Consider the following 18,328-nt stretch of genomic DNA (forward strand, 5'->3'; position numbering starts at 1 on the left):
TTCGCGGTGGTGGCCGACGAAGTGCGCAAGCTGGCCGACCGCAGCGGCGAGGCCACGCGCCAGATCGCCGCCACCATCCAGGCGATACAGACCGACACCGATTCCGTGGTGGCCAGCATGGGCGAGGTGGGGCCGCGAGTGGACAGCGGCGTGAGCATGGCGCGGCAGGCGGCGGACGCGCTGAGCCGCATCCGCGGCGGCGCTCAGTCCGCGCGCGACAATATCCGCGCGGTGGCCGGCGCGGCGGCGGAGCAGGCCGAGGCCAACCGCGACGTGGCCGGCAATATGGAACAGGTGGCGGGCCTGGCCGGGCAGACCCGGGCCACGGCGCTGGAGGCCGAGGCCGAGGTCAAGGCGCTGGAGACGCTGGCGACCGGGCTGCGTCAGGCCGCGGCCAGCTTCAGGCTCTAGCGCCGCCGCCGGCCGCAGATGGTAAACTGCCGGCCATCGCGACTGAATGAAACAGGATGGATACCTTGTCGGCAAACATTATGGATACCCGCTCCACGGCGCCTCAAGAACCGCTGGATCCCACGCCGGCATTGGCGCGGCTCTTGGCCGCCCATGGCCTGCCTTGCCAGGAGGCCAAGGGCTGGCTGCTGCCGCACGCTCAGCTGCCGGCGATAGGCGCGCACTGGACGCCGGGCGAGAACAATGGCCGGCTGGATGTCCATGTGTTGCTGGACAACGATGTCCGCATGATGGAAAGCTTCGCCGGTCTGGGCGCGGGCCAGCAGGGGCTGGACGACGCGCTGGAGAATTTCAGCGCCAATGTGCTGCACGTGCTGCTGGCGGGCCTGTGGGGCATTGCCGACGAGGCCCAGGTCACCGAGCGGCGCTGGGAAATCGCCGGCCGCGATTATATGGCTTACATCGGCAACTTCGGCCTGCGCGGCGCGGCCGAGCATCTGGAACAGCCCTTGTTCGAAGCCTTGTTCCGCCAGGCCACCGCCGCGCTGCGCGCGGAAAAGCTGGACCAGGACACGCATTGGTCGCGGCTGTTCTTCTGCAATCTGAACGGCGAGTTCGTCACGGAAGCACTGCTGGACAATCAGCGCTGGGAGGCGGGGCTGAGCATGCTGGGCGCCTTGCCGTGGCCGGCGGCGCAGGGTTATTACAGTCTGCGCCATTTCATGCTGCTGCGCGCGGTGTGAGAACCTGTTTACGATCTGCTGCGCGTCGCGAAGCGTTGCACGGTGAGTGCGAGCTCAGTGCTCATGTACCACGGGTACATTCCGCTTTTTCGCTCGTTTTCGCCTTGTCTCGCCCTAGCTCGCGAGCTCGTAAACCGGCTCTTCAGGCGCGGTAGCCGTCCGGGTCTATGCCATGCTTGGCGAACTTGTTGTACAGCGTCTTGCGCGGAATGCCCAGCAGCTCCGCCGCCTGCATTACCTGGCCCTGGGTGCGCAGCAGCGCCTGCTCGATCAATTGCTTCTCGTAAGCGTCCACGCGTGCGTCCAGCGCGCTGGGCGCATAGGCCTCCGGCTCGCCGCCGTCCGGCGCCACGCCCAGCACATAGCGTTCCGCCGCATTGCGCAGCTCGCGCACATTGCCCGGCCAGGTTTGCGCCTGCAAGCGGCCCAATAGCGCCGGTGGCGCGTCCGGTGCCGGGCGGTCGAAACGCGCCGCGGCCTGCTCCACGAACCACTGGAACAGGTCCGGGATATCCTCGCGCCGTTCCCGCAGCGGCGGTAGCCGCAGCGACACCACATTGAGGCGGTAGTACAGATCCTCGCGGAAGCGCCGCTGCTGGCTGGCCTGTGCCAGGTCGTCCTTGGTGGCGGCCACCACCCGGCAATCCACCGGCACCAGGCTGTTGGAACCCAGCCTTTCCACCACCCGCTGTTGCAGCACCCGCAACAGCTTGGCTTGCAAGGCCAGCGGCATGCCTTCGATCTCGTCCAGGAACAAGGTGCCGCCGCTGGCGTATTCGATCTTGCCGATGCGGCGCTTGAGCGCGCCGGTGAAGGCGCCGGCCTCGTGGCCGAAGATTTCGCTCTCGAAAATGGATTCCGGCAGTCCGGCGCAGTTCAGCGGCACGAAATGACGTTCGCGGCGGCGGCTCCAGGCGTGCAGCGCCTGCGCCACCATTTCCTTGCCGGTGCCGGTTTCGCCGTGGATCAGCACGTCGGCGTCGGTGTCGGCGATATTGGCCAACGTTTCGCGCAATGCCTGCATCGCCGGGCTGTGGCCGATCAGCACCGGTCCGTTGCTGCGCGCCAGGCTGGCGCGCAGTTGGCGGTTTTCCAGCGTCAGCCGCCGCTTGTCCAGCGCGCGCAGCACGGTTTCGCTCAGCCGGCCCGGCGCATAGGGTTTCTCGATGAAGTCGTAGGCGCCGGCGCGGGTGGCCGCCACCGCCATCGCGATGTCGCCATGGCCGGTGACCAGGATCACCGGCAGTTCCCGGTCCAGGTTCAGCGCCTGTTCCATCAGCTCCAGGCCGCTGAGGCCGGGCAGGCGCACATCGCTGAGCAGCACCGCGCGCTCGTCGCGCCGCAGCAGGGCGAGCGCGCTTTCGGCGTCGGCGCAGGCTTGCACCGGCAGGCCGGCCAGTTCCAGCGATTGCAGCGTGGCCATGCGGACCGCCGTATCGTCTTCGACATAGATCACGCCGATGCCGGCGCTGGCGGAGGAAGGAGGGGGGCTTGTCATGGCGTGGGCTCGCAGGGCCAGTTGATGATGAAGCAGGCGCCGCCGTCCGGATGGTTGCCGGCCTCGATGCGGCCGCCGGACTGCTCGACGATTTCCTGCACGATGGCCAGGCCCAGGCCCAGACCCTGGCCGCGCGGCTTGGTGCTGTAGAAGGGCTCGAACAGATGCGGCAGATCGGCGTCGGCGATGCCGGGGCCGTGGTCGCGCAGGCGGAATTCCAGCATGCCGGCCTTGTGCAGCAGGCTGATCTCCAGCTGGCCCTGTCCCTGCGGCCGCATCGCGTCTATGGCGTTGCTCAGCAGATTGGTGAACACCTGTTCCAGGCCGATGGCGTCGCAGGCGATGGCCGGGCATTGCTCAGGCAATTGCTGCGTCAGCGTGATGCGCGCCTCGGTCAGCGCCGGCTGCAGCAGGGTCAGCGTGTCGCGCAGCGCGGCGAGCGGGTGGGTCTGGCCCAGCGGGCCGCGGTGGCGGCGGGCGAAGGTTTTCAAATCCCGGGTGATGTGGGCGATGCGTTCCACCAATTGCGAGATCTGGCCCAGATTATCGCTGGCGGCGTCGGCGCGGCCGCGCTGCAGCAGGGTCACCGCGTTGTCGGCGAAGGCGCGCAGCGCCGCCAGCGGCTGGTTGATCTCATGCGCGACCCCGGCCGCCATCTGGCCCAGCGCCGCCAGCTTGCTGGCCTCGGCCAATTGGCCGCGGGTGATGCGCAGGCTGTTTTCGGTCTGGATGCGCTCGCGGATCTCCGCCGACAGCTGGGTATTGCTCAGCGCCAGGTCGCGGGTGCGCTCCGCCACCTTGCGTTCCAGCTGATCGTGCGCCTGCTGCAAGGCCTGCTGCGCCGCCAGCTGCTCGCGCAGCCGGCGCAGGCGCAGCCGCCAGTAATGCCACAGCGTCAGCAAACCCAGGCAACTGACCAGCAGCGTGCTCATGATGGCCAGCAGCGTGAGGTTGCGGCCGTGCATGTCCACCAGCAGCGTCAGCGTCCAGCCGGTTTGCGGCAGTTGCTGCCGGATCTGCAGATAGCGGCCGGCCAGCAGCTTGCGCTCGCTGTCCGGCGCCAGCCAGGCCTGCCGCCGCCAATCGGCATGCGGCTGCAGCAAGGCGAAGGGGTGCAGCTTGGCGCCCAGGTATTGGCGCGTGGCGTCGATCTGGCGGCGCACCTCGGGCGGCAGCGGCTGCCAGGTGGCGAATTTCCAGTCCGGGTTGGCGCTGAGGAAGGCCACGCCGTGGCGGTCGCTGACCAGCACCGGTTCCGCGCCCTTGCGCCAGGCTTCCTCCAGCGGCGCCAGGCTGACCTTGACCACCGCGACGCCGACGATGCGGCGGCCGGACAAGACCGGCCAGGACAGGAAGTAGCCGGGCTCGCGGCTGGTGCTGCCTATGCCGTAGAAGCTGCCGGACAGGCCGGCCAGCGCCTGCTGGAAATATGGGCGGAAAGCGTAGCTGTTGCCGACGAAGCTGTACGGCGACATCCAGTTGCTGGATGCCAGCGCGATGCCGTCCACGTTGACGATGAATAGCGCCGAAGTGCGCGACTGCCGGTTCACCTGTTCCAGATAGCGGTTCAGCGCCTCCACCCGCCGCGGGTTGCGCGGCTCCGCCAGCAGGTTGAGGATGTCCTGGTTCAGCGCCAGCACATAGGGCAGGTAGCGGTATTGCTCCAGCGTGGCGCTCAGGTTGGCGGCGTGCATCTCCGCCCGGTGCCGGCCCTCGCGTTCCGCCTCGGTCACCAGCATGCGGCTGGCCAGAATCCAGCCGCCGCCCAGCACCAGCGCCGGCAACAACAGGTAGGGCAGGCTTTTCAGCAGAAAACGCAATGCGCGGATGAGCATGGCAGCGGGCGGAAATCGGTGATGCCTCAGTCTACCGCAGCTTGCAGCTCCGCGGCCTCGTGGCGTGAATGTTCCTCCATCACCAGCCGGGTCAACTCCCGTTTCAGGTCGTTGAAGCCCGGCGCGCTGGGGTCGCGCGGCCGCGGCAGCTCCACCCGCACGTCGCGCTTGATGGTGCCGGGGCGGTAGGTCATCACCACCACCCGGTCCGCCAGGTAGATGGATTCTTCTATGCTGTGGGTGACGAAGATGATGGTCTTGCCGCTTTCCTGCCAGATGCGCAGCAGTTCGTCCTGCAAGGAGCGCCGCGTCAGCGCGTCCAGCGCGCCGAAGGGCTCGTCCATCAACATCACCGGCGAATCCAGCGCCAGCACCCGCGCGATCGCCACCCGCTGGCGCATGCCGCCGGACAGGTCCTTGGGGAAGCGGTGGCGGAAATCGCGCAGGTGCAGCTTGTCCAGCAGCGGTTCCACCGCGGCGCGGATCTCGGCCGGGGAGCGCTTCTGGATTTCCAGGCCGAAGCCAATGTTTTGCTCCACCGTCATCCATGGAAACAGCGCGTATTCCTGGAACACCATGCCGCGGTCCGGCCCGGGCGCGGCGACGCGCTGGCCGGCCACCAGGATCTGTCCGCCGCTGGGCGGCGCGAAGCCGGCGATGGCGTTGAGCAGGGTGGATTTGCCGCAGCCGGACGGACCCAGCAGGCAGACGAACTCGCCGGCCTGGATGTCCAGCTGGATATCGCGCAGGGCGATCACGTCGCCGCCCGGCGTCTTGAATACTTTTTGCACTTGTTGCACTTCGATTTGAGCGCTCATGCCTCATCCTTCCATGTCGCGCAGCAGTGGGGGCCGCTGTTGCGCGAATTCGTTCTTTGCGCCGCGCCCGTGTCGAGACGGGCCCGGCGGCGCGTTGTGATCAGCGTCTGTTCAATGTTTCGCGAGCTAGGGCGAGACAAGGCGAAAACTGCCGCGAAAGCGGAATGCACGCGTGGTACATGAGCATTTCGAGGCGGCGCTCACCTTGCGACGATCCACAACGCGCAGCAGACATTGAGCGGGTTCTTATTGGTCGATGCCGCGATGCCACTTCAGCAGGCGATTGTTCAGCCCCTGCATCAGCACATCGATCAACAGGCCGAGAATGCCGATGGTGACCATGCCGGCTATGACCTTGTCGGTCCAGAAATACTCGCGCGCCTCCATGATGCGGTAGCCGACGCCGCTGTTCACCGCGATCATTTCCGCCACGATCACCACGATGAAGGCGGTGCCCATGCCCACCCGCGCGCCGGTGAAGATGAAGGGCGTGGCCGCCGGCAGGATCACCCGGCGGAACAGGGTGGCGCGACTGGCGCCCAGGTTGCGCGCGGCGCGGATATAGATGCCATCCACATTGCGCACGCCGGAGATGGTGTTCATCAGAATGGGGAAGAACGCGCCTATGGTGATCAGGAACACCGCCGGCGGATTGCCCAGGCCGAACCACAGGATGGACAGCGGGGTCCAGGCGATAGGCGGAATCGGCCGCAGGAACTGGATCAAGGGATTGAACGCCCGGTACACCGGGTCGCTGACGCCCATGAACAGGCCCAGCAGCAGGCCCAGGCCGCCGCCCAGCGCGAAGCCCAGCACCACGCGCCACAGGCTGGCCGCCACGTCGTGGATCAGCTCGCCGGACAGCAGCCAGGCGAGATAGCCGCCCGCCGCCGGATCGTAGGCTTCCAGCGGCTGCCAGTAGGCCAGCCATTTCTGCAGCACCGCCAGCGGCGAGGGCAGGATTTGCGGATTGATCCAGCCCAGGCTGGAACTGGCCTGCCAGAACAAGAGGATGGCGATGGGCACCGCCAGGCTGGACAACAATGGTCTCAGCCGGGAAAACACAGTCTGCTGCATGAATACGCTCCCGCCGCCGTCAATTAACCTTGAGTTCCTGTTTGGCCTTGCCCAGCAAGTCCAGCTTCACCCAGTCCGCCGCCTTGGGCGGCTTGGCCATCTTGCCGATGCCGTACTGCTGCATCATGTCGGTGGTGGTCTGGATATGGGCCACGCTCAGATCGTAGCTATAGGGGGAGTTGGAGATCGCATCCTGGAAGTCGTCGGCGCTGATCTGATTCTTGAACATATTCTCGCGCACGTATTTTTCCGCCAGCTTGGGGTTCTTGATGAAGGTATTGGTGGCCTCCACGAAGCATTTGATCAAGCGTTCCGCCACGCCGCGGCGCTCCTTGTACATCTTCTCTGTCATCACCAGGGTGCGGATGGGCTCGCCCAGCGGGGTGTCGTAAGGCTTCAGCACTTCCACGCCGAAGCCCTTGTTGATGGCCTGGGACGATTGCGGCTCGGACTGGCTCATCGCGTCTATCTGCTTGCCCATCAGGGCCTGGTTCAAATCGGCGAAGGGCATGTAGATCACCTGCACATCCTTGCCCGGCTTGTCGGACCAAGTGAGCTTGTACTTGGCCAGTTCCGCCGCCAGCAGCAATTCCTGCGCGCCGCCGCGCGCCACGCCCACCTTCTTGCCCTTCAAGTCCTTGACGCTCTTGATGCCGCTGTCCTTGGCGGCGACGATGCGCGCGCCGCCCTTGGCGAAGCCGGCCACCGCGAAGATGGGCGCGCCGCCGGCGCGACCGGCCACCGCCGCGTCCGCCGCGCTGGCAGCGATGTCCACTTCGCCGGCGACGATGGCAGGCATGATGTCTATACCCTTGGCGAACATGCGCTCTTCGATCTTGAGATCGTACTTGGGCGCAATTTCCTTCATATAGCTGATGGCGCCGTAGTGGGCGAACTTGAGATTGCCCAGCCTGACCACGTCGGCGGCCTGGGCGGACAGTGAGATGCCGGCGCTGACGGCGGCGAGACAGAACCAGGTGCGGATGCCTTGCATGATGTTTCTCCTTTGTGAGTAGGGAGCCGGGCTATGCTCGGCAACCTTTTATTTATACGACGTTTGCATTTCAACGGCGCGGCCTTGCGCTGCGGTCTGACTTACTTATGCAAGGCGCGTGCCAGCGCGCCTGGGGCGCAAACGACTGATTTATATGGGTAGAAAGGGAGGCACGTGGCCGGATTCAGCCAGCGTCGCCGCGGACTGTGCCAAAACTGGCGCAGATGCGCGGCGACCTTGGTTATTATTAATTTATTTAATATTTCGCGGTCGTGAACCCATCATCTCGCGCAGCGCTTCCTCCCTGGTATTGACGCGGTCGATGTAGTCGAAGATGTCGATGGGGAAGACCAGCACCTGCTCGATCAAGGCGAAGAAGCCGGCCCAGTAGCCGCGGACCGCGCTTTGATCGCTGAAGTCGATGTCGCCGGCAATGCGCGCCAGCAAGGCATGGCCATGGCCGTTGGGATTGTCTTGCACATACTGGATGTAGTGGCCGGCGAACTCGCGGCCTATGCGGTAGGCCTGGTGGTAATTGTCGGCGGGCGGCACTTGCCAGCAATGCTGGCGCAAGTGGCCGGGCATGATGGCGACGAAGGGCAGCTCCTGGTGCGGCACCGGCTTGGTGCCGGGCCGATAGTGCCGACGGAGTGGGAGTTTGACTGACATGCGCTCTCTCCTGAAACAAGGTTTAGCCGCATCCGGGTCGGAGGGCTGGGCAGACTGGTGTGAAGATATTGGGGCTCGGGACTTGCCCGATGCCCCCCATGGTCTATCCGGTAAGAACCTGTTTACGCTCTGCTGCGCGGCGGCGATACCGCGTTGAAACCGAGCTCAGTGCTCATGTACCACGAGTACATTCCGCTTTTCGCTCGTTTCCGCCTTGTCTCGCCTTAGCTCGCGAGATCGTAAACACGTCCTAAGGAAGGACGGATGGTTCTGGGACGGGGACAAGACGCTGTTGGCGTCCGGTCCGCGGTGGCGAGGCCAGATTGATGATCTGGGCGCCGCGGGTTTGGCGGCACGCTGAAATAGTGCCGAGCGCTCTCGCGGGGGTCAAGGCGGCACGGAGCGGCGCGAGCGGGCGGCGCCGGCGGAGGCCGCAAAATGTATTCATTTCGTATGGCGGGATGTGGATAATGACGCGCTCGCGCTATTGGCTTATCGCTTCCGCGCGGCGGCGCGCCGCCACGCTTGACCAGGATATCTTTAGAATCATGTTGAACGACATCAAGACCCCGCAGCCCTTTCTGCAAGTGTTCCCGGAACCGGAGTCCGTGTTCGCCGAGCCGGTGCGGCAATACGCCAAGCATCTGCTGCCCTGCGTCTCCATAGAACTGGCCGCCGTCGATCCCGCCTGGTCCGGCTGGATTCACCTGGTGGCGCCGGTGGAGCCCTGCGATGGCTATGTCGGCGACGGCAGCGAGGCGTTTCATAATGACTATCTGGCCAGCAACTGGCTGGCTTTCCGCCTGGATGAGGCCAATCGCTACCATTTGCTGGGCGATTTCCGCTATTTCCTGGCGGAGGAGATGCCGGAGCCGCCACCGGCGGACGCGGCAGACGAGCATGGCTGGCTGCGCGAGCACTGCGCCGCGCAACATGCGTCCTACCAGGCGGCGAAAGCGCGTTATCGGCGTCTGGGCGCCTTGCACTACGTCGGCGGCCCTTTCATCAGCGAGGACAGCGATTTCAGCGCCGATGAACCATCCAATCTGATCGATCAGCTGGGCGGCGGCGTCTACGGCGGCAACTGGACCAGCCCCAGCGCCTTGCCGCTGGATGAGGAGGACGAAGAAAACGTGGTGCCGATAGGCCCGGATGGCAAGCGCTTCCGCTTTGTCGCCTGCGTGACCGGATACGATTACGTTGCCAATGGCGCGGACTCCATCCTGCTGTTCTACGAGCCGGACAACAAGGTGGCCTTGTTGACCTTTGACTGGTCTTGAAAGGCCGCAGCGGCCGGAGTGCCTTGGCTCGCGAGCTGATGAGCCAATGCTTGGTCAAGTTTGATCAGGAGGGAGCATGGAAGAACAATCGATGACGTTGCCGATCACGCGCGGTCTGCTGCGACAGGGCATAGACCCCGGTCTGCCCCTGGAGGCGATGTTGCGTATCGTTGAGGCGGTACAGGAGTTGCTGGCCTTGCCGGACAATGACTTCATGTGGACATCGTGGCGCGATGCGGAACAGGCGCTGGCCGAGGTGGTTCCGGAGCTGGCGCGGCTGCGCGCCGGCCAGTTGCCGGAGCGGTCGGCGCTGGTGCGCTGGTTCGCGCCCACCTGCTATTTGCAGGAAGTCAGCATCAGCAGCGGCTGGAGCGATGCCTATATCCAGTTGGCGGCCTGGTTCGACGAATTGGAGCCGCGATTGTGGCCGGCGGCCTAGCGTCCGCCGCTACAGGCATGAATCACCACCGCCGCTTGCGGCGGTTTTTTATTGCCCTTGGCATTGGTTTTTTTGTGTTTTATGCGCAATGAGCGATTTTTGCAATTTCCGGCGGAACCCCGGCTTTACGCTCATGTCCATTAGCAATTCATGTTTCTCTTATTTTTAGCTGGGCTTAGAACGTGTTCACGATCTCGCGAGCTAAGGCGAGACAAGGCGGAAACGAGCGAAAAGCGGAATGTACAGGTGGTACATGAGCACTGAGCTTGGCTTCAACGCGGTATCGCCGACGCGCAGCAAATCGTAAACAGGTTCTAAAACCGGCCTCCGAAAGCCGACCATGCCCACCTCCTGTTGATAATCACTTGGAGTCCGTGATGACCCAAAGCACTACTCGGCGTTCGCGCTGCTTGTGCGGCCTGGCAGCCGCCAGCTTGCTGCTGACGTCGCCGGCGATGGCCGCCAGCTTCGTGCCCGACACCTTGTTGAAGTCGGTGTTGTATTACAAGACCAAGAACCGCAGCCATGCCGATCTCGGCGGCGACAAGATCGCCGGTGAGTTTCTGAAAACCCCCGGCTCGGTCTATTCCGAGCTCAATCTCCAGCCGCCCATCATCAACTCCATAGAGTGGAATAACGCGCTCAGCGATTTCAACCGCTATCACCGCGTCAATCTGACGCTGGACGATTCGGTCAAATTGTTCGCCAGCGAGGCGGGCCTGAACAAGGCCTTGCCGGGCGTGGACGTGGACCTCAAGCGCGGCCGCGCCGGCTACCGCCAGGACGAGGACAAGCTGGTGTTGGCCAATGCCTTCAAGGCCGGGGTGGATGGCGACATCTTCTACAAGAGCCTGGACGTGTTCGGCTATGGCTATAGCACCATAGCCGCCAAGTTCGCGGTGGCGGCGCAGTTGCTGCGCGACGCGACGCAGCAAGTGCCGGCGGCCAAGCAGTTGCAGAACGGCATCCGCAAGGAAGTACTGGACCGTTATCTGAGCGGTGCCACCACCGGCGTGAACAGCCTGTCCGAGTACGACAAGCATTATCTGATGAACCTGCTGCACAACGAGGTGCGGCGCACTCGCTTTAACTCGGCCGGCTTCAAGAACGGCCAGTTCCAACCGGCCGCGCAGTTCCGCGTGGCGCGCCTGGCCGCGGCCTACCAGGACCGCAAGGGTTATCTGTTCGACTTCCCCTGCGCCAAGGATGGCAAGAATCTCTACCCGGAGAGCAGCGGCAAGCTGTGCTACGCCAATATGACCGACCAGAAGCTGAGCGACTGGTATCGCAAGCTTTATCAGCAGCAAATGAAGCCGCATCCGCCGTCCGAGCGGGAAAGCAGCGGTTTCCAGCGCCTGGCCAAGCTATTGCTGCCGATTGCGTTGCTGATGGAGGGCATGGCGGCGATGGAGTTCTTCTCCACCTTGGAAGCGTCCGAGCTGGGGGCCGAGGCGGCCTTGACCGAAGAAGAAGTGGCGGCCAGCGAGTCCGGCTATCTCAGCCGCTTCTGCCGGATTTGAGCTTGGCGATCAAGCGATGCGAACAGGATTGAAATCATGACGATGCATACATTCAAGCAAGCGCGCGCGGCGGCGGCCGCCGTTCTGATGCTGGCGCTGTCCCAGGTGGCGCTGGCCGGGGCGACGGTGGATATCAGCAAGGTGAGCGACAAGAACAGCCTGGTGCCGGGCGAATTGGTCAACGCGATGGAGTACCATGTCAATGGCGTCAGCGGCGCGGCCAAGGCCAACCCGCCGTCCTCGTCCAAGCTGAAGAACCTGGTGGCCAAATGGCGCGGGGCCACCGTGGCCCGCTTCGAGTACAACTATCCGGGCGGCACCCGCGTCTACAACGCGATGTCCGGCCAGGACACCGCCGATTTGCTGTACGAGGCCAATTCCGCCGGCCACAAGGCCTATCCCGGCTATCTGCGGCAGAGCAGCGTGGAAAAGGCCGCCACCAATGTGAACGTGCCCAACGGCAAGCTGTCCGCCACCATAGGCCAGCAGGCGACGGACGCGGAATTGAAGGCCTTGAAAACCTTCGAGAAGGATATTCTGGACGGCGCGGTGCCGCGCGGCGGCAGCATGGTCGGCTATATTTCGCAGGCGCCGTGCGCGTCTTGCGACAATGTGATCCGCCAGCAATTGGCGAATCAGACCGACTATGTGTCCGACATCAAGATATCCTATCTGCCCAAGGCGGCGGAGGAGGCGGAAGGCAGCGCGGCGCGCGAGTTGGCGCACGAGTTCAACGGCCGCCGGCTGCAATCCTTGAAGGATAATGTGATGTCCTTGCGCGGCAATGCGGCGGCCAGGCTGAATGTGGGCGGCGGCACCGCCGGCTGCTTGTAGATCGTCCGGCTTAAGCCCGGTTTGGCGCCTGTCGGCGCCGGCCGGGCTTTTTCGCGTCTGGAAGCGGGCCGTTCATTGCTGCCAGTGGTTGTAAATCGTTTGCAGTTTCCCGCTTTGCTGCAGCCGGGCCAGCGCGGCGTTGAACGCCGCGGCGCGGCTGTCGCCCTTGGCGAAGGCGACGAAGCGCGGCATTTCCACCAGCGGCTTGGGCAGGATGCGCACATGCGGCAGCGCGCGCAGCTGGCGCGCGTAGTAGAGCAGCTGGCCGCGATCGCCGACGATCAGATCGATGCGGCCGGCCAGCAGCATCAGCAATAGTTGCTCGGGATTGGTGGCGCTGGCGTCGCGCTTGAGCGGAGCCTTGTCGTAGGAGGATTCGTAGGCGTAGCCATGAACCTGGCCGACGGTGAAGGGGGCGAGGTCGCCCAGGGTGTTCCAGCTTTGCAGCGAGTGCTGCTTCAGCACCATGAAAACGGTGCGGCCGGTGCGTATCGGGCCAGCCAGCTCGTACTGGTTGCGCCGCTCGGCGGTGCCGGCGAACTGGAAGGCCATGTCCACGTCGCCGTTGCCCAGCATCTGTTTGACCCGCTCCCAGGGATAGAGGTGAAGCTGGTAGGGAATCCGAGTTTCCGCCATTACCGCCTGCACCAGCTCCACGTCCAGGCCCTGTGGCCTGGCATCGGCCTCGCCCTGATAGCTGTAGGGGGCGAACTGGATATCGCCGGCGATGCGCCAAGCTTCCGGCTGGGCCGCCCAGGCCGCCCCGCAAAACAACAGCATGCTCAACACACGCCTCATGGTTGCTCCCGCTGTCGTCGCCCTTCGTCGGTATAGCCGGGAGCGGGCGGGGCGGCAAGGAGGCGGGTGGCGGCGCGGAATGAAAAAGCCCATCCGTAGCCGGATGGGCCGGGCTTGGCGCGGCGGGGCCTAGGCTGTCGCCGCCGCCGTGGGCGCCGGCTTTTTCAGCGCGCGCAGCATCAGGGCGGTGATGGCGGTGCCAGCCAGCAGCGCCAGCAGATAGAAGCCCAGATGGCTGACGGCGTTGGGAATGGGCAGCACGAACACGCCGCCATGCGGCACTTTCAGTTCCACGCCGGCCAGCATGGAAATGGCGCCGGCCACGGCCGAGCCCAGCATCAGCGCCGGGATCACCCGTAGCGGGTCGCGCGCGGCGAAGGGAATGGCGCCTTCGCTGATGAAGGCCAGGCCCAGCACGCCGGCGGCCTTGCCGGCCTCGCGTTCGTCGGCGCTGAAGCGGTCGGCGAACAGCTTGGTGGCCAGCGCGATGCCCAGCGGCGGGGTCATGCCGGCGGCCATGGCCGCGGCCATCGGCGTATATACCTGGCTGGCGATCAGGCCGGTGGAGAAGGCGTAGGCGGCCTTGTTGACCGGGCCGCCCATGTCGAAGGCCATCATCGCGCCGATGATGGCGCCCAGCACCAGCGCGCTGCTGCCCTGCAGGCTTTTCAGCGCCTCGGTCAGCATGCCCAGCAAGGCGGCCACCGGGCCGCCGATCACGTAGATCATCAACAGGCCCACCAGCAGCGAGCCCAGCACCGGCAGGATCAGCACCGGCTTGAGGCCGTCCAGATTGCGGCCCAGCTGGATCTTGCGGTTCAGCCAGTCGGTGCCGTAGCCGGCGATGAAACCGGCGATGATGCCGCCGAGAAAGCCGGAGCCCAGGCTGGCGGCCAGCATGCCGCCCACCATGCCGGGCGCGATGCCCGGGCGGTTGGCGATGGAGTAGGCGATGTAGCCGGCGAGGATGGGCACCATCAGCGCGAAGGCGGATTTGGCGCCGATCTGGAACAGCGCCCAGGCCAGCGTGCCCTTGTGGGCGTCGTCGAAGGCGTAGATGCCGCCCAGCGCGAAGGCCAGCGCGATCATGATGCCGCCGGCGGTGACGAAGGGCAGCATGAAGGACACGCCGGTCATCAAATGCTTGTACGGGCCGCTGCGCTCGCTGGCCGGTTTTTCCGGCGTGGCGGTGGCGGCGTCCAGGTGGGGCGCGGCCTCGGCGAGGGCGCGCCGCAGCAGGCCCTGGCCGTCGCTGATGGCCGGCTTGGTGCCGCTTTGGAATAGGCGCTTGCCGTGGAAGCGGCTGAGCTCCACCTGGGTGTCGGCGGCGATGATCACCAGGTCGGCTTCGGCGATTTCGCCGGCGCTGAGCGTGCTCTGCGCGCCGACCGAGCCCTGGGTTTCCACGCGGATGCGGTGTCCCAGCGCCTGGGCCGCCTGGCTCAGGCCTTCGGCGGCCATGAAAGTGTGGGCGATGCCGGTGGGGCAGGAGGTGATGGCGACGATGAACAGCGGCGCGGCGTCCGCCGCCGGGTTCGGGGCGGCATCGGCGGCTTGGCGCAGCGCGGCGGCGGGATCGGCCAGCGCCAGATCCAGGCTGACGGCGCGGCTGGGCAGCGCGGCCAGCGCCGGGCGGGCGGCGGCGTCCACCAGCAGCAGGCCATGCGCGGCGGCGATGTCGGCGTCGCTCAGCTGCGGCGCGCCGTCCAGTTCCACGCTGAGCTGGTGTCCTTGTTGCAGGGCGGCCTGACGCAGCGCTTCCGCGGCCAGGAGGCCCTGGGTGCTGCGGTCGCCGGAGGCGATGATGGCGAGCAGGTTCATGTTGTCTTCCTCTGGTGTTGTTCGTTGCGGCCGATCGTAAACAGGCTCTCAGTCCAGCTGGAGGAGCTGGGCCTGGGCCGCCAGCGCGCGCACTTGCTCCGCGGGCGGAAGATGCGGGCCGACCCGCGCCAGCTTGGCGGCGGCGAAGGCCACCGCCAGCCGCGCGGCGGCGGGCAGCGCCAGCGCGTCGCGCCAGCCGGCGGCCAGGCCGGCCACCAGCGCGTCGCCGGCGCCCACCGTGCTCAACGGCCGCTGCGCCGGCAGCGTCGCCAGCAGCGCCTGGCCGTTTTCGACGAAGAGCGCGCCTTCGGCGCCCAGCGATATCACCACCCGTTCCACGCCGGCTTGCAGCAGCTCGCGCGCGCAGGCAAGCAGCGCGGCGCTGTCGGGCAGGCTGCGGCCGGCCCATTGCTCCAGTTCTTGGCGGTTGGGCTTGACGCAGTGCGGCGGAGCGGCGCCGTTCAGCGCCAGGCGCAGCGCCTCGCCGCTGCTGTCCAGCAGCAGCCGCGCGCCTAGCGGGCGCAGGCTGCGCAGCAGGCGGGCGTAGCCGTCGGCCGGCAGGCCGGGCGGCAGGCTGCCGCACAGGGCGACGATGTCGCCGGGTCGCAGCGCGGCTTCCAGGTCGGCGCTGACGCGATCCAACTCGGCGGCGTCGGCGGCGATGCCGGGTAGATTGATGTCGGTGGTGTCGCCGCTGGCGAGTTCGGCCAATTTGATATTGATCCGGGTGTCGCCGGGCAGGCGCAGCATGCGGTCGGCGATGCCCTTGGCCTGGAACAGTTGTTCGAAGGCTTCGCCGTTATTGCGGCCCAGCAGGCCGCAGGCGCTGACCGGCGCGCCCCAGTCGGCCAGGCAGCTGGCCACGTTGACGCCCTTGCCACCGGCATTGCTGCTGGCGTTTTGCGCCAGGTTGACCGCGCCGGGCATCAGCCGCTCCAGGGTCACGGTCTGGTCCAGCGCCGGGTTGAGCGTGACGGTATAGACGCGCGCGCTCATGACAGCTCCCGCGCCAGCATGCGCACTTCGTCGGCGCTGTCGCAGGCCAGCGCCTGTTCCGCCAACTCGCGCAGTGTCTGCAGGCTGTTGGCGCACAGCTTGGCCTTGACCGCGGCGGCGTCGCGCGGGCTCATTGATAGCTCGGACACGCCCAGGCCGGTCAGCAGCGCCGCGCCGAACGGGTCGCCGGCGATGCCGCCGCAGACGCCGACCCAGCGCTGGCGGCGGGCGGCGCCGGCCACGGTCTGGCGGATCAGCCGCAGCACCGCCGGGTGCAGGCTGTCGGCCTCGGCGGCCAGTTCCGGGTGCTGGCGGTCTATCGCCAGCGTGTACTGGGTCAGGTCATTGGTGCCGATGGAGAAGAAGTCCACGTAGTCGGCCAGCTGATCGGCCAGCAGGGCCGCGGCCGGCACTTCCACCATGATGCCCAGCGGCACTTCCGGCGCGTCCAGTTCGCGGCGTATGCCTTCGCACCAGCCCTTGAGGCGGGTGATTTCCTTCAGCGAGGTGATCATGGGGAACATGATGGCCAGCGGCTTGCCGCCGCGGGCGGCGCGGTAGAGCGCGCGCAACTGTGGTTCCAGCAGATCGCGGCGGCGCAGCAGCAGGCGCGAGCCGCGCATGCCGAGGAAGGGGTTCTCCTCGGCGGGCAACTGCAGGTAATCCACCTGCTTGTCGCCGCCTATGTCCATCGCGCGCACGATTAGCGGGCGGCCGTCCAGCGCCGCCATCATCGCGCTGTAAGTTTGGAATTGCTCGTCCTCGCTGGGCGCCTGCTCGCGTTCCAGGAACAGGAATTCGGTGCGCATCAGGCCCACGCCCTCGGCGCCGGCGTCCAGCGCGGCCGCCACCTGATCCGGACGGTTGATATTGGCGGCGATTTCCACGCGGTGGCCGTCGGTGGTCTGCGCCGGACGCTGCCTTTGCTCGGCTTGCTGCTGCAAGGTCAGCTGCTGGGCGTCCTGCCAGGCGCGGGCGGAGGCCAGGTCCGCGGCGCCCGGGTTCAGGTAGAGCCTGCCGCCGATGCCGTCCAGGATGGCCGGGGTGCCGTCGGCGATGTCCAGCAGCGCCGGGCCGCCGGCCACCAGCGCCGGCAGGCCCAGGGTGCGCGCCAGGATGGCTGTGTGCGAAGTGGGGCCGCCCTGGGCTGTGGCCAGCGCGCGCACGCGGCTGGTGTCCAGGCTGGCGGTGTCGGACGGGGTGAGGTCGGCGGCCAGCAGAATGCAGTCGTCGCCGTCGATATCGGCCAGGGTGGCGCCGTTCAGCGCCGGGTCCAACTGGCGCAGCACGCGGCGGCCGACGTCGCGCAGATCGGCGGCGCGCGCCGCCAGCAGCGGATTGCCGAGCGCGGCCAGCCGTTCCGCCATGCGTTCCACCGCCTGGTGCCAGGCCCATTCCACGCCATGGCCGGCCACCATCAGTTGGCAGGCCAGGGTGATCAGATCGGTATCGCTCAGCAGCTCGGCCTGGGCGCGGAAAATGCCGGCCTCGGTCTGGCCCAGCTTGGCGGCGGTGGCGGACGAGAGTTCGGTCAGTTCGACGCGGGTGGCGTTCAGCGCCGCGTGCAGGCGGTCGCCGCCCTCGCCCAGCGCCACCGGGCGGTCCGGCACGTTCAGACGGCCGGCCTGCAGCACGCGCACGCGGCCGATGGCGAGGCCGGGGCTGGCGGCGACGCCGGCGATGGATAGCGGGCGGCCGGGCGGGGTCCAGCCCTGCTGCGCCGCCAGCAGCTGCGCTTTTTGCGCGGCCAGCGCGGCGTCGGTCTGTTCCTGGGCCGAGGCGTCGCGCATCGCGGCCAGCAGTCCGGCCAGCGCGGCGGCGGCATCCTGGCCCTGGGCGGACACGGTCACGGTGTCGCCGTGGCGCAGGCCAAGCTGTAGCAGGCTGATCAGGTTCTTGGCGTCGGCGGCGTCCTGGCCGTGGCGCACTTGCAGTTGGGCGGCGTGGCGGCGCGCCGCTTCCACCCATTGCGCGGCCGGGCGCGCGTGCAGGCCGTTGGGGTAATCGACTATCCATTGCGCGCGCTCGGCCAGGTCGGCCACCGCGGCGTCGGCGTCTGGCGCCGGCGCCGGGCTTTCCTCCAGCAGGGCCAGCATCCGGGCCGGGTCCGTGGTGGTGAACAACTGCTCCAGCCGTACCTGGTCTTGCAGCAGCCGGGTCAGCCGGCGCAGCAGGGTGATGTGTTCGTCGGACTGGGCGGCGATGGCGAAGACCAGGCGGGTGCGCTGGCCAGGGTTCCATTCCAGCCCGTCCGGGATCTGCACGATGGCGATGCCGGTGCGGCGGATCAGCTGACGGTCTTCCACCATGCCGTGTGGGATGGCCAGGCCATTGCCCAGGAAGGTGTTGGCCACCGCTTCTCGCCGCAGCAGGCTGTCGATATAGGCCGGTTCTATGCAGCCGGCGTCGGCCAGCAATTGGCCGGCCAGGCGGATGGCGGCTTCCTTGTCTGCGGGCTGGCAAGCCAGCCGGATCAGTTCCGGCTGGATCAGGGAGGAGGGCGATCCGGTGTCGTGCATGGCGGTCTCTATCTATCTGTTCAGGGGGCGATGCGGTTCTGGTCCAGTGTGCGTGATGGCCGCAAACAGGCTCTTA

General features: G+C 66.6%; 16 protein-coding genes. 6 read left to right on the top strand and 10 right to left on the bottom strand.

The features are described 5' to 3' along the window. Together VI26_RS10640 and VI26_RS10645 are read left to right on the top strand one after the other, a co-directional pair. A partial coding sequence (locus tag VI26_RS10640; protein WP_048409727.1) for a methyl-accepting chemotaxis protein occupies nucleotides 1–411 on the top strand: 411 nt, incomplete at its 5' end. A gap of 65 nt (nucleotides 412–476) precedes the next feature. Next, nucleotides 477–1,154 (top strand): DUF6348 family protein, encoded by a 678-nt coding sequence (locus VI26_RS10645; RefSeq protein ID WP_156183837.1) that lies wholly within the window; start codon nucleotides 477–479, stop codon nucleotides 1,152–1,154. Between the two features lie 142 nt (nucleotides 1,155–1,296). Here the strand turns inward: VI26_RS10645 and VI26_RS10650 are convergent, their stop codons facing one another. The 6 genes from VI26_RS10650 to VI26_RS10675 form a co-directional block, all read right to left on the bottom strand. Beyond that, nucleotides 1,297–2,652, bottom strand: coding sequence for a sigma-54 dependent transcriptional regulator (locus VI26_RS10650; RefSeq protein WP_048409728.1), 1,356 nt, complete (start codon nucleotides 2,650–2,652; stop codon nucleotides 1,297–1,299). Next, nucleotides 2,649–4,487, bottom strand: coding sequence for an ATP-binding protein (locus VI26_RS10655; RefSeq protein ID WP_048409729.1), 1,839 nt, complete (start codon nucleotides 4,485–4,487; stop codon nucleotides 2,649–2,651). The genes VI26_RS10650 and VI26_RS10655 overlap by 4 nt, the downstream gene beginning before the upstream one ends. A gap of 26 nt (nucleotides 4,488–4,513) precedes the next feature. Further along, nucleotides 4,514–5,305, bottom strand: coding sequence for an ABC transporter ATP-binding protein (locus VI26_RS10660; RefSeq protein ID WP_048409730.1), 792 nt, complete (start codon nucleotides 5,303–5,305; stop codon nucleotides 4,514–4,516). Nucleotides 5,306–5,551: 246 nt separating this feature from the next. After that, nucleotides 5,552–6,382, bottom strand: a complete 831-nt coding sequence (locus VI26_RS10665; protein ID WP_048409731.1) for an ABC transporter permease — start codon at nucleotides 6,380–6,382, stop codon at nucleotides 5,552–5,554. Between the two features lie 19 nt (nucleotides 6,383–6,401). Next, the gene (locus tag VI26_RS10670) at nucleotides 6,402–7,376 is read right to left on the bottom strand and encodes an ABC transporter substrate-binding protein (RefSeq protein ID WP_048409732.1); all 975 of its coding nucleotides are present in this window, start codon (nucleotides 7,374–7,376) and stop codon (nucleotides 6,402–6,404) included. 252 nt (nucleotides 7,377–7,628) lie between these two features. Further along, nucleotides 7,629–8,045, bottom strand: coding sequence for a hypothetical protein (locus VI26_RS10675; RefSeq protein WP_048409733.1), 417 nt, complete (start codon nucleotides 8,043–8,045; stop codon nucleotides 7,629–7,631). Nucleotides 8,046–8,593: 548 nt separating this feature from the next. Here VI26_RS10675 and VI26_RS10680 point away from each other — a divergent pair. From VI26_RS10680 to VI26_RS10695, 4 genes are all read left to right on the top strand, one after another. Continuing rightward, complete coding sequence (locus tag VI26_RS10680) at nucleotides 8,594–9,325, top strand: hypothetical protein (protein WP_053074361.1); 732 nt, start codon at nucleotides 8,594–8,596, stop codon at nucleotides 9,323–9,325. A gap of 76 nt (nucleotides 9,326–9,401) precedes the next feature. Beyond that, the gene (locus VI26_RS10685; protein ID WP_053074362.1) at nucleotides 9,402–9,764 is read left to right on the top strand and encodes a hypothetical protein; all 363 of its coding nucleotides are present in this window, start codon (nucleotides 9,402–9,404) and stop codon (nucleotides 9,762–9,764) included. A gap of 377 nt (nucleotides 9,765–10,141) precedes the next feature. Further along, nucleotides 10,142–11,284 carry a hypothetical protein gene (locus VI26_RS10690; RefSeq protein WP_048409734.1) on the top strand — a complete coding sequence of 381 codons (1,143 nt, stop codon included), beginning with the start codon at nucleotides 10,142–10,144 and terminating at the stop codon, nucleotides 11,282–11,284. A gap of 36 nt (nucleotides 11,285–11,320) precedes the next feature. Beyond that, nucleotides 11,321–12,118 (top strand): hypothetical protein, encoded by a 798-nt coding sequence (locus tag VI26_RS10695; protein ID WP_156183838.1) that lies wholly within the window; start codon nucleotides 11,321–11,323, stop codon nucleotides 12,116–12,118. Between the two features lie 72 nt (nucleotides 12,119–12,190). Here VI26_RS10695 and VI26_RS10700 read toward each other — a convergent pair whose 3' ends face one another. From VI26_RS10700 to ptsP, 4 genes are all read right to left on the bottom strand, one after another. After that, a complete protein-coding gene (locus VI26_RS10700; protein ID WP_048409736.1) occupies nucleotides 12,191–12,916 on the bottom strand; it encodes an ABC transporter substrate-binding protein in 726 nt (241 codons plus the stop codon). Nucleotides 12,917–13,045: 129 nt separating this feature from the next. Further along, entirely contained in the window at nucleotides 13,046–14,737 is a 1,692-nt protein-coding gene (locus VI26_RS10705; RefSeq protein ID WP_048409737.1) for a PTS fructose transporter subunit IIC, read from the bottom strand. A gap of 48 nt (nucleotides 14,738–14,785) precedes the next feature. Further along, entirely contained in the window at nucleotides 14,786–15,733 is a 948-nt protein-coding gene (gene pfkB / locus VI26_RS10710; RefSeq protein WP_048409738.1) for a 1-phosphofructokinase, read from the bottom strand. Next, entirely contained in the window at nucleotides 15,730–18,252 is a 2,523-nt protein-coding gene (gene ptsP, locus VI26_RS10715) for a phosphoenolpyruvate--protein phosphotransferase (RefSeq protein ID WP_048409739.1), read from the bottom strand. The genes pfkB and ptsP overlap by 4 nt, the downstream gene beginning before the upstream one ends. Nucleotides 18,253–18,328 lie beyond the last annotated feature (76 nt).

It is taken from the genome of Chromobacterium sp. LK1 (genome assembly GCF_001043555.1).
GTDB classification, from domain to species: Bacteria; Pseudomonadota; Gammaproteobacteria; order Burkholderiales; family Chromobacteriaceae; genus Chromobacterium; species Chromobacterium aquaticum.

Excerpts from the sequence above, each read along its gene's own strand:
- VI26_RS10650 (WP_048409728.1), bottom strand. The coding sequence starts at position 2,652 with ATGACAAGCCCCCCTCCTTCCTCCGCCAGCGCCGGCATCGGCGTGATC.
- VI26_RS10655 (WP_048409729.1), bottom strand. The coding sequence starts at position 4,487 with ATGCTCATCCGCGCATTGCGTTTTCTGCTGAAAAGCCTGCCCTACCTG.
- VI26_RS10660 (WP_048409730.1), bottom strand. The coding sequence starts at position 5,305 with ATGAGCGCTCAAATCGAAGTGCAACAAGTGCAAAAAGTATTCAAGACG.
- VI26_RS10665 (WP_048409731.1), bottom strand. The coding sequence starts at position 6,382 with ATGCAGCAGACTGTGTTTTCCCGGCTGAGACCATTGTTGTCCAGCCTG.
- VI26_RS10670 (WP_048409732.1), bottom strand. The coding sequence starts at position 7,376 with ATGCAAGGCATCCGCACCTGGTTCTGTCTCGCCGCCGTCAGCGCCGGC.
- VI26_RS10675 (WP_048409733.1), bottom strand. The coding sequence starts at position 8,045 with ATGTCAGTCAAACTCCCACTCCGTCGGCACTATCGGCCCGGCACCAAG.
- VI26_RS10680 (WP_053074361.1), top strand. The coding sequence starts at position 8,594 with ATGTTGAACGACATCAAGACCCCGCAGCCCTTTCTGCAAGTGTTCCCG.
- VI26_RS10685 (WP_053074362.1), top strand. The coding sequence starts at position 9,402 with ATGGAAGAACAATCGATGACGTTGCCGATCACGCGCGGTCTGCTGCGA.
- VI26_RS10690 (WP_048409734.1), top strand. The coding sequence starts at position 10,142 with ATGACCCAAAGCACTACTCGGCGTTCGCGCTGCTTGTGCGGCCTGGCA.
- VI26_RS10695 (WP_156183838.1), top strand. The coding sequence starts at position 11,321 with ATGACGATGCATACATTCAAGCAAGCGCGCGCGGCGGCGGCCGCCGTT.
- VI26_RS10700 (WP_048409736.1), bottom strand. The coding sequence starts at position 12,916 with ATGAGGCGTGTGTTGAGCATGCTGTTGTTTTGCGGGGCGGCCTGGGCG.
- VI26_RS10705 (WP_048409737.1), bottom strand. The coding sequence starts at position 14,737 with ATGAACCTGCTCGCCATCATCGCCTCCGGCGACCGCAGCACCCAGGGC.
- pfkB (WP_048409738.1), bottom strand. The coding sequence starts at position 15,733 with ATGAGCGCGCGCGTCTATACCGTCACGCTCAACCCGGCGCTGGACCAG.
- ptsP (WP_048409739.1), bottom strand. The coding sequence starts at position 18,252 with ATGCACGACACCGGATCGCCCTCCTCCCTGATCCAGCCGGAACTGATC.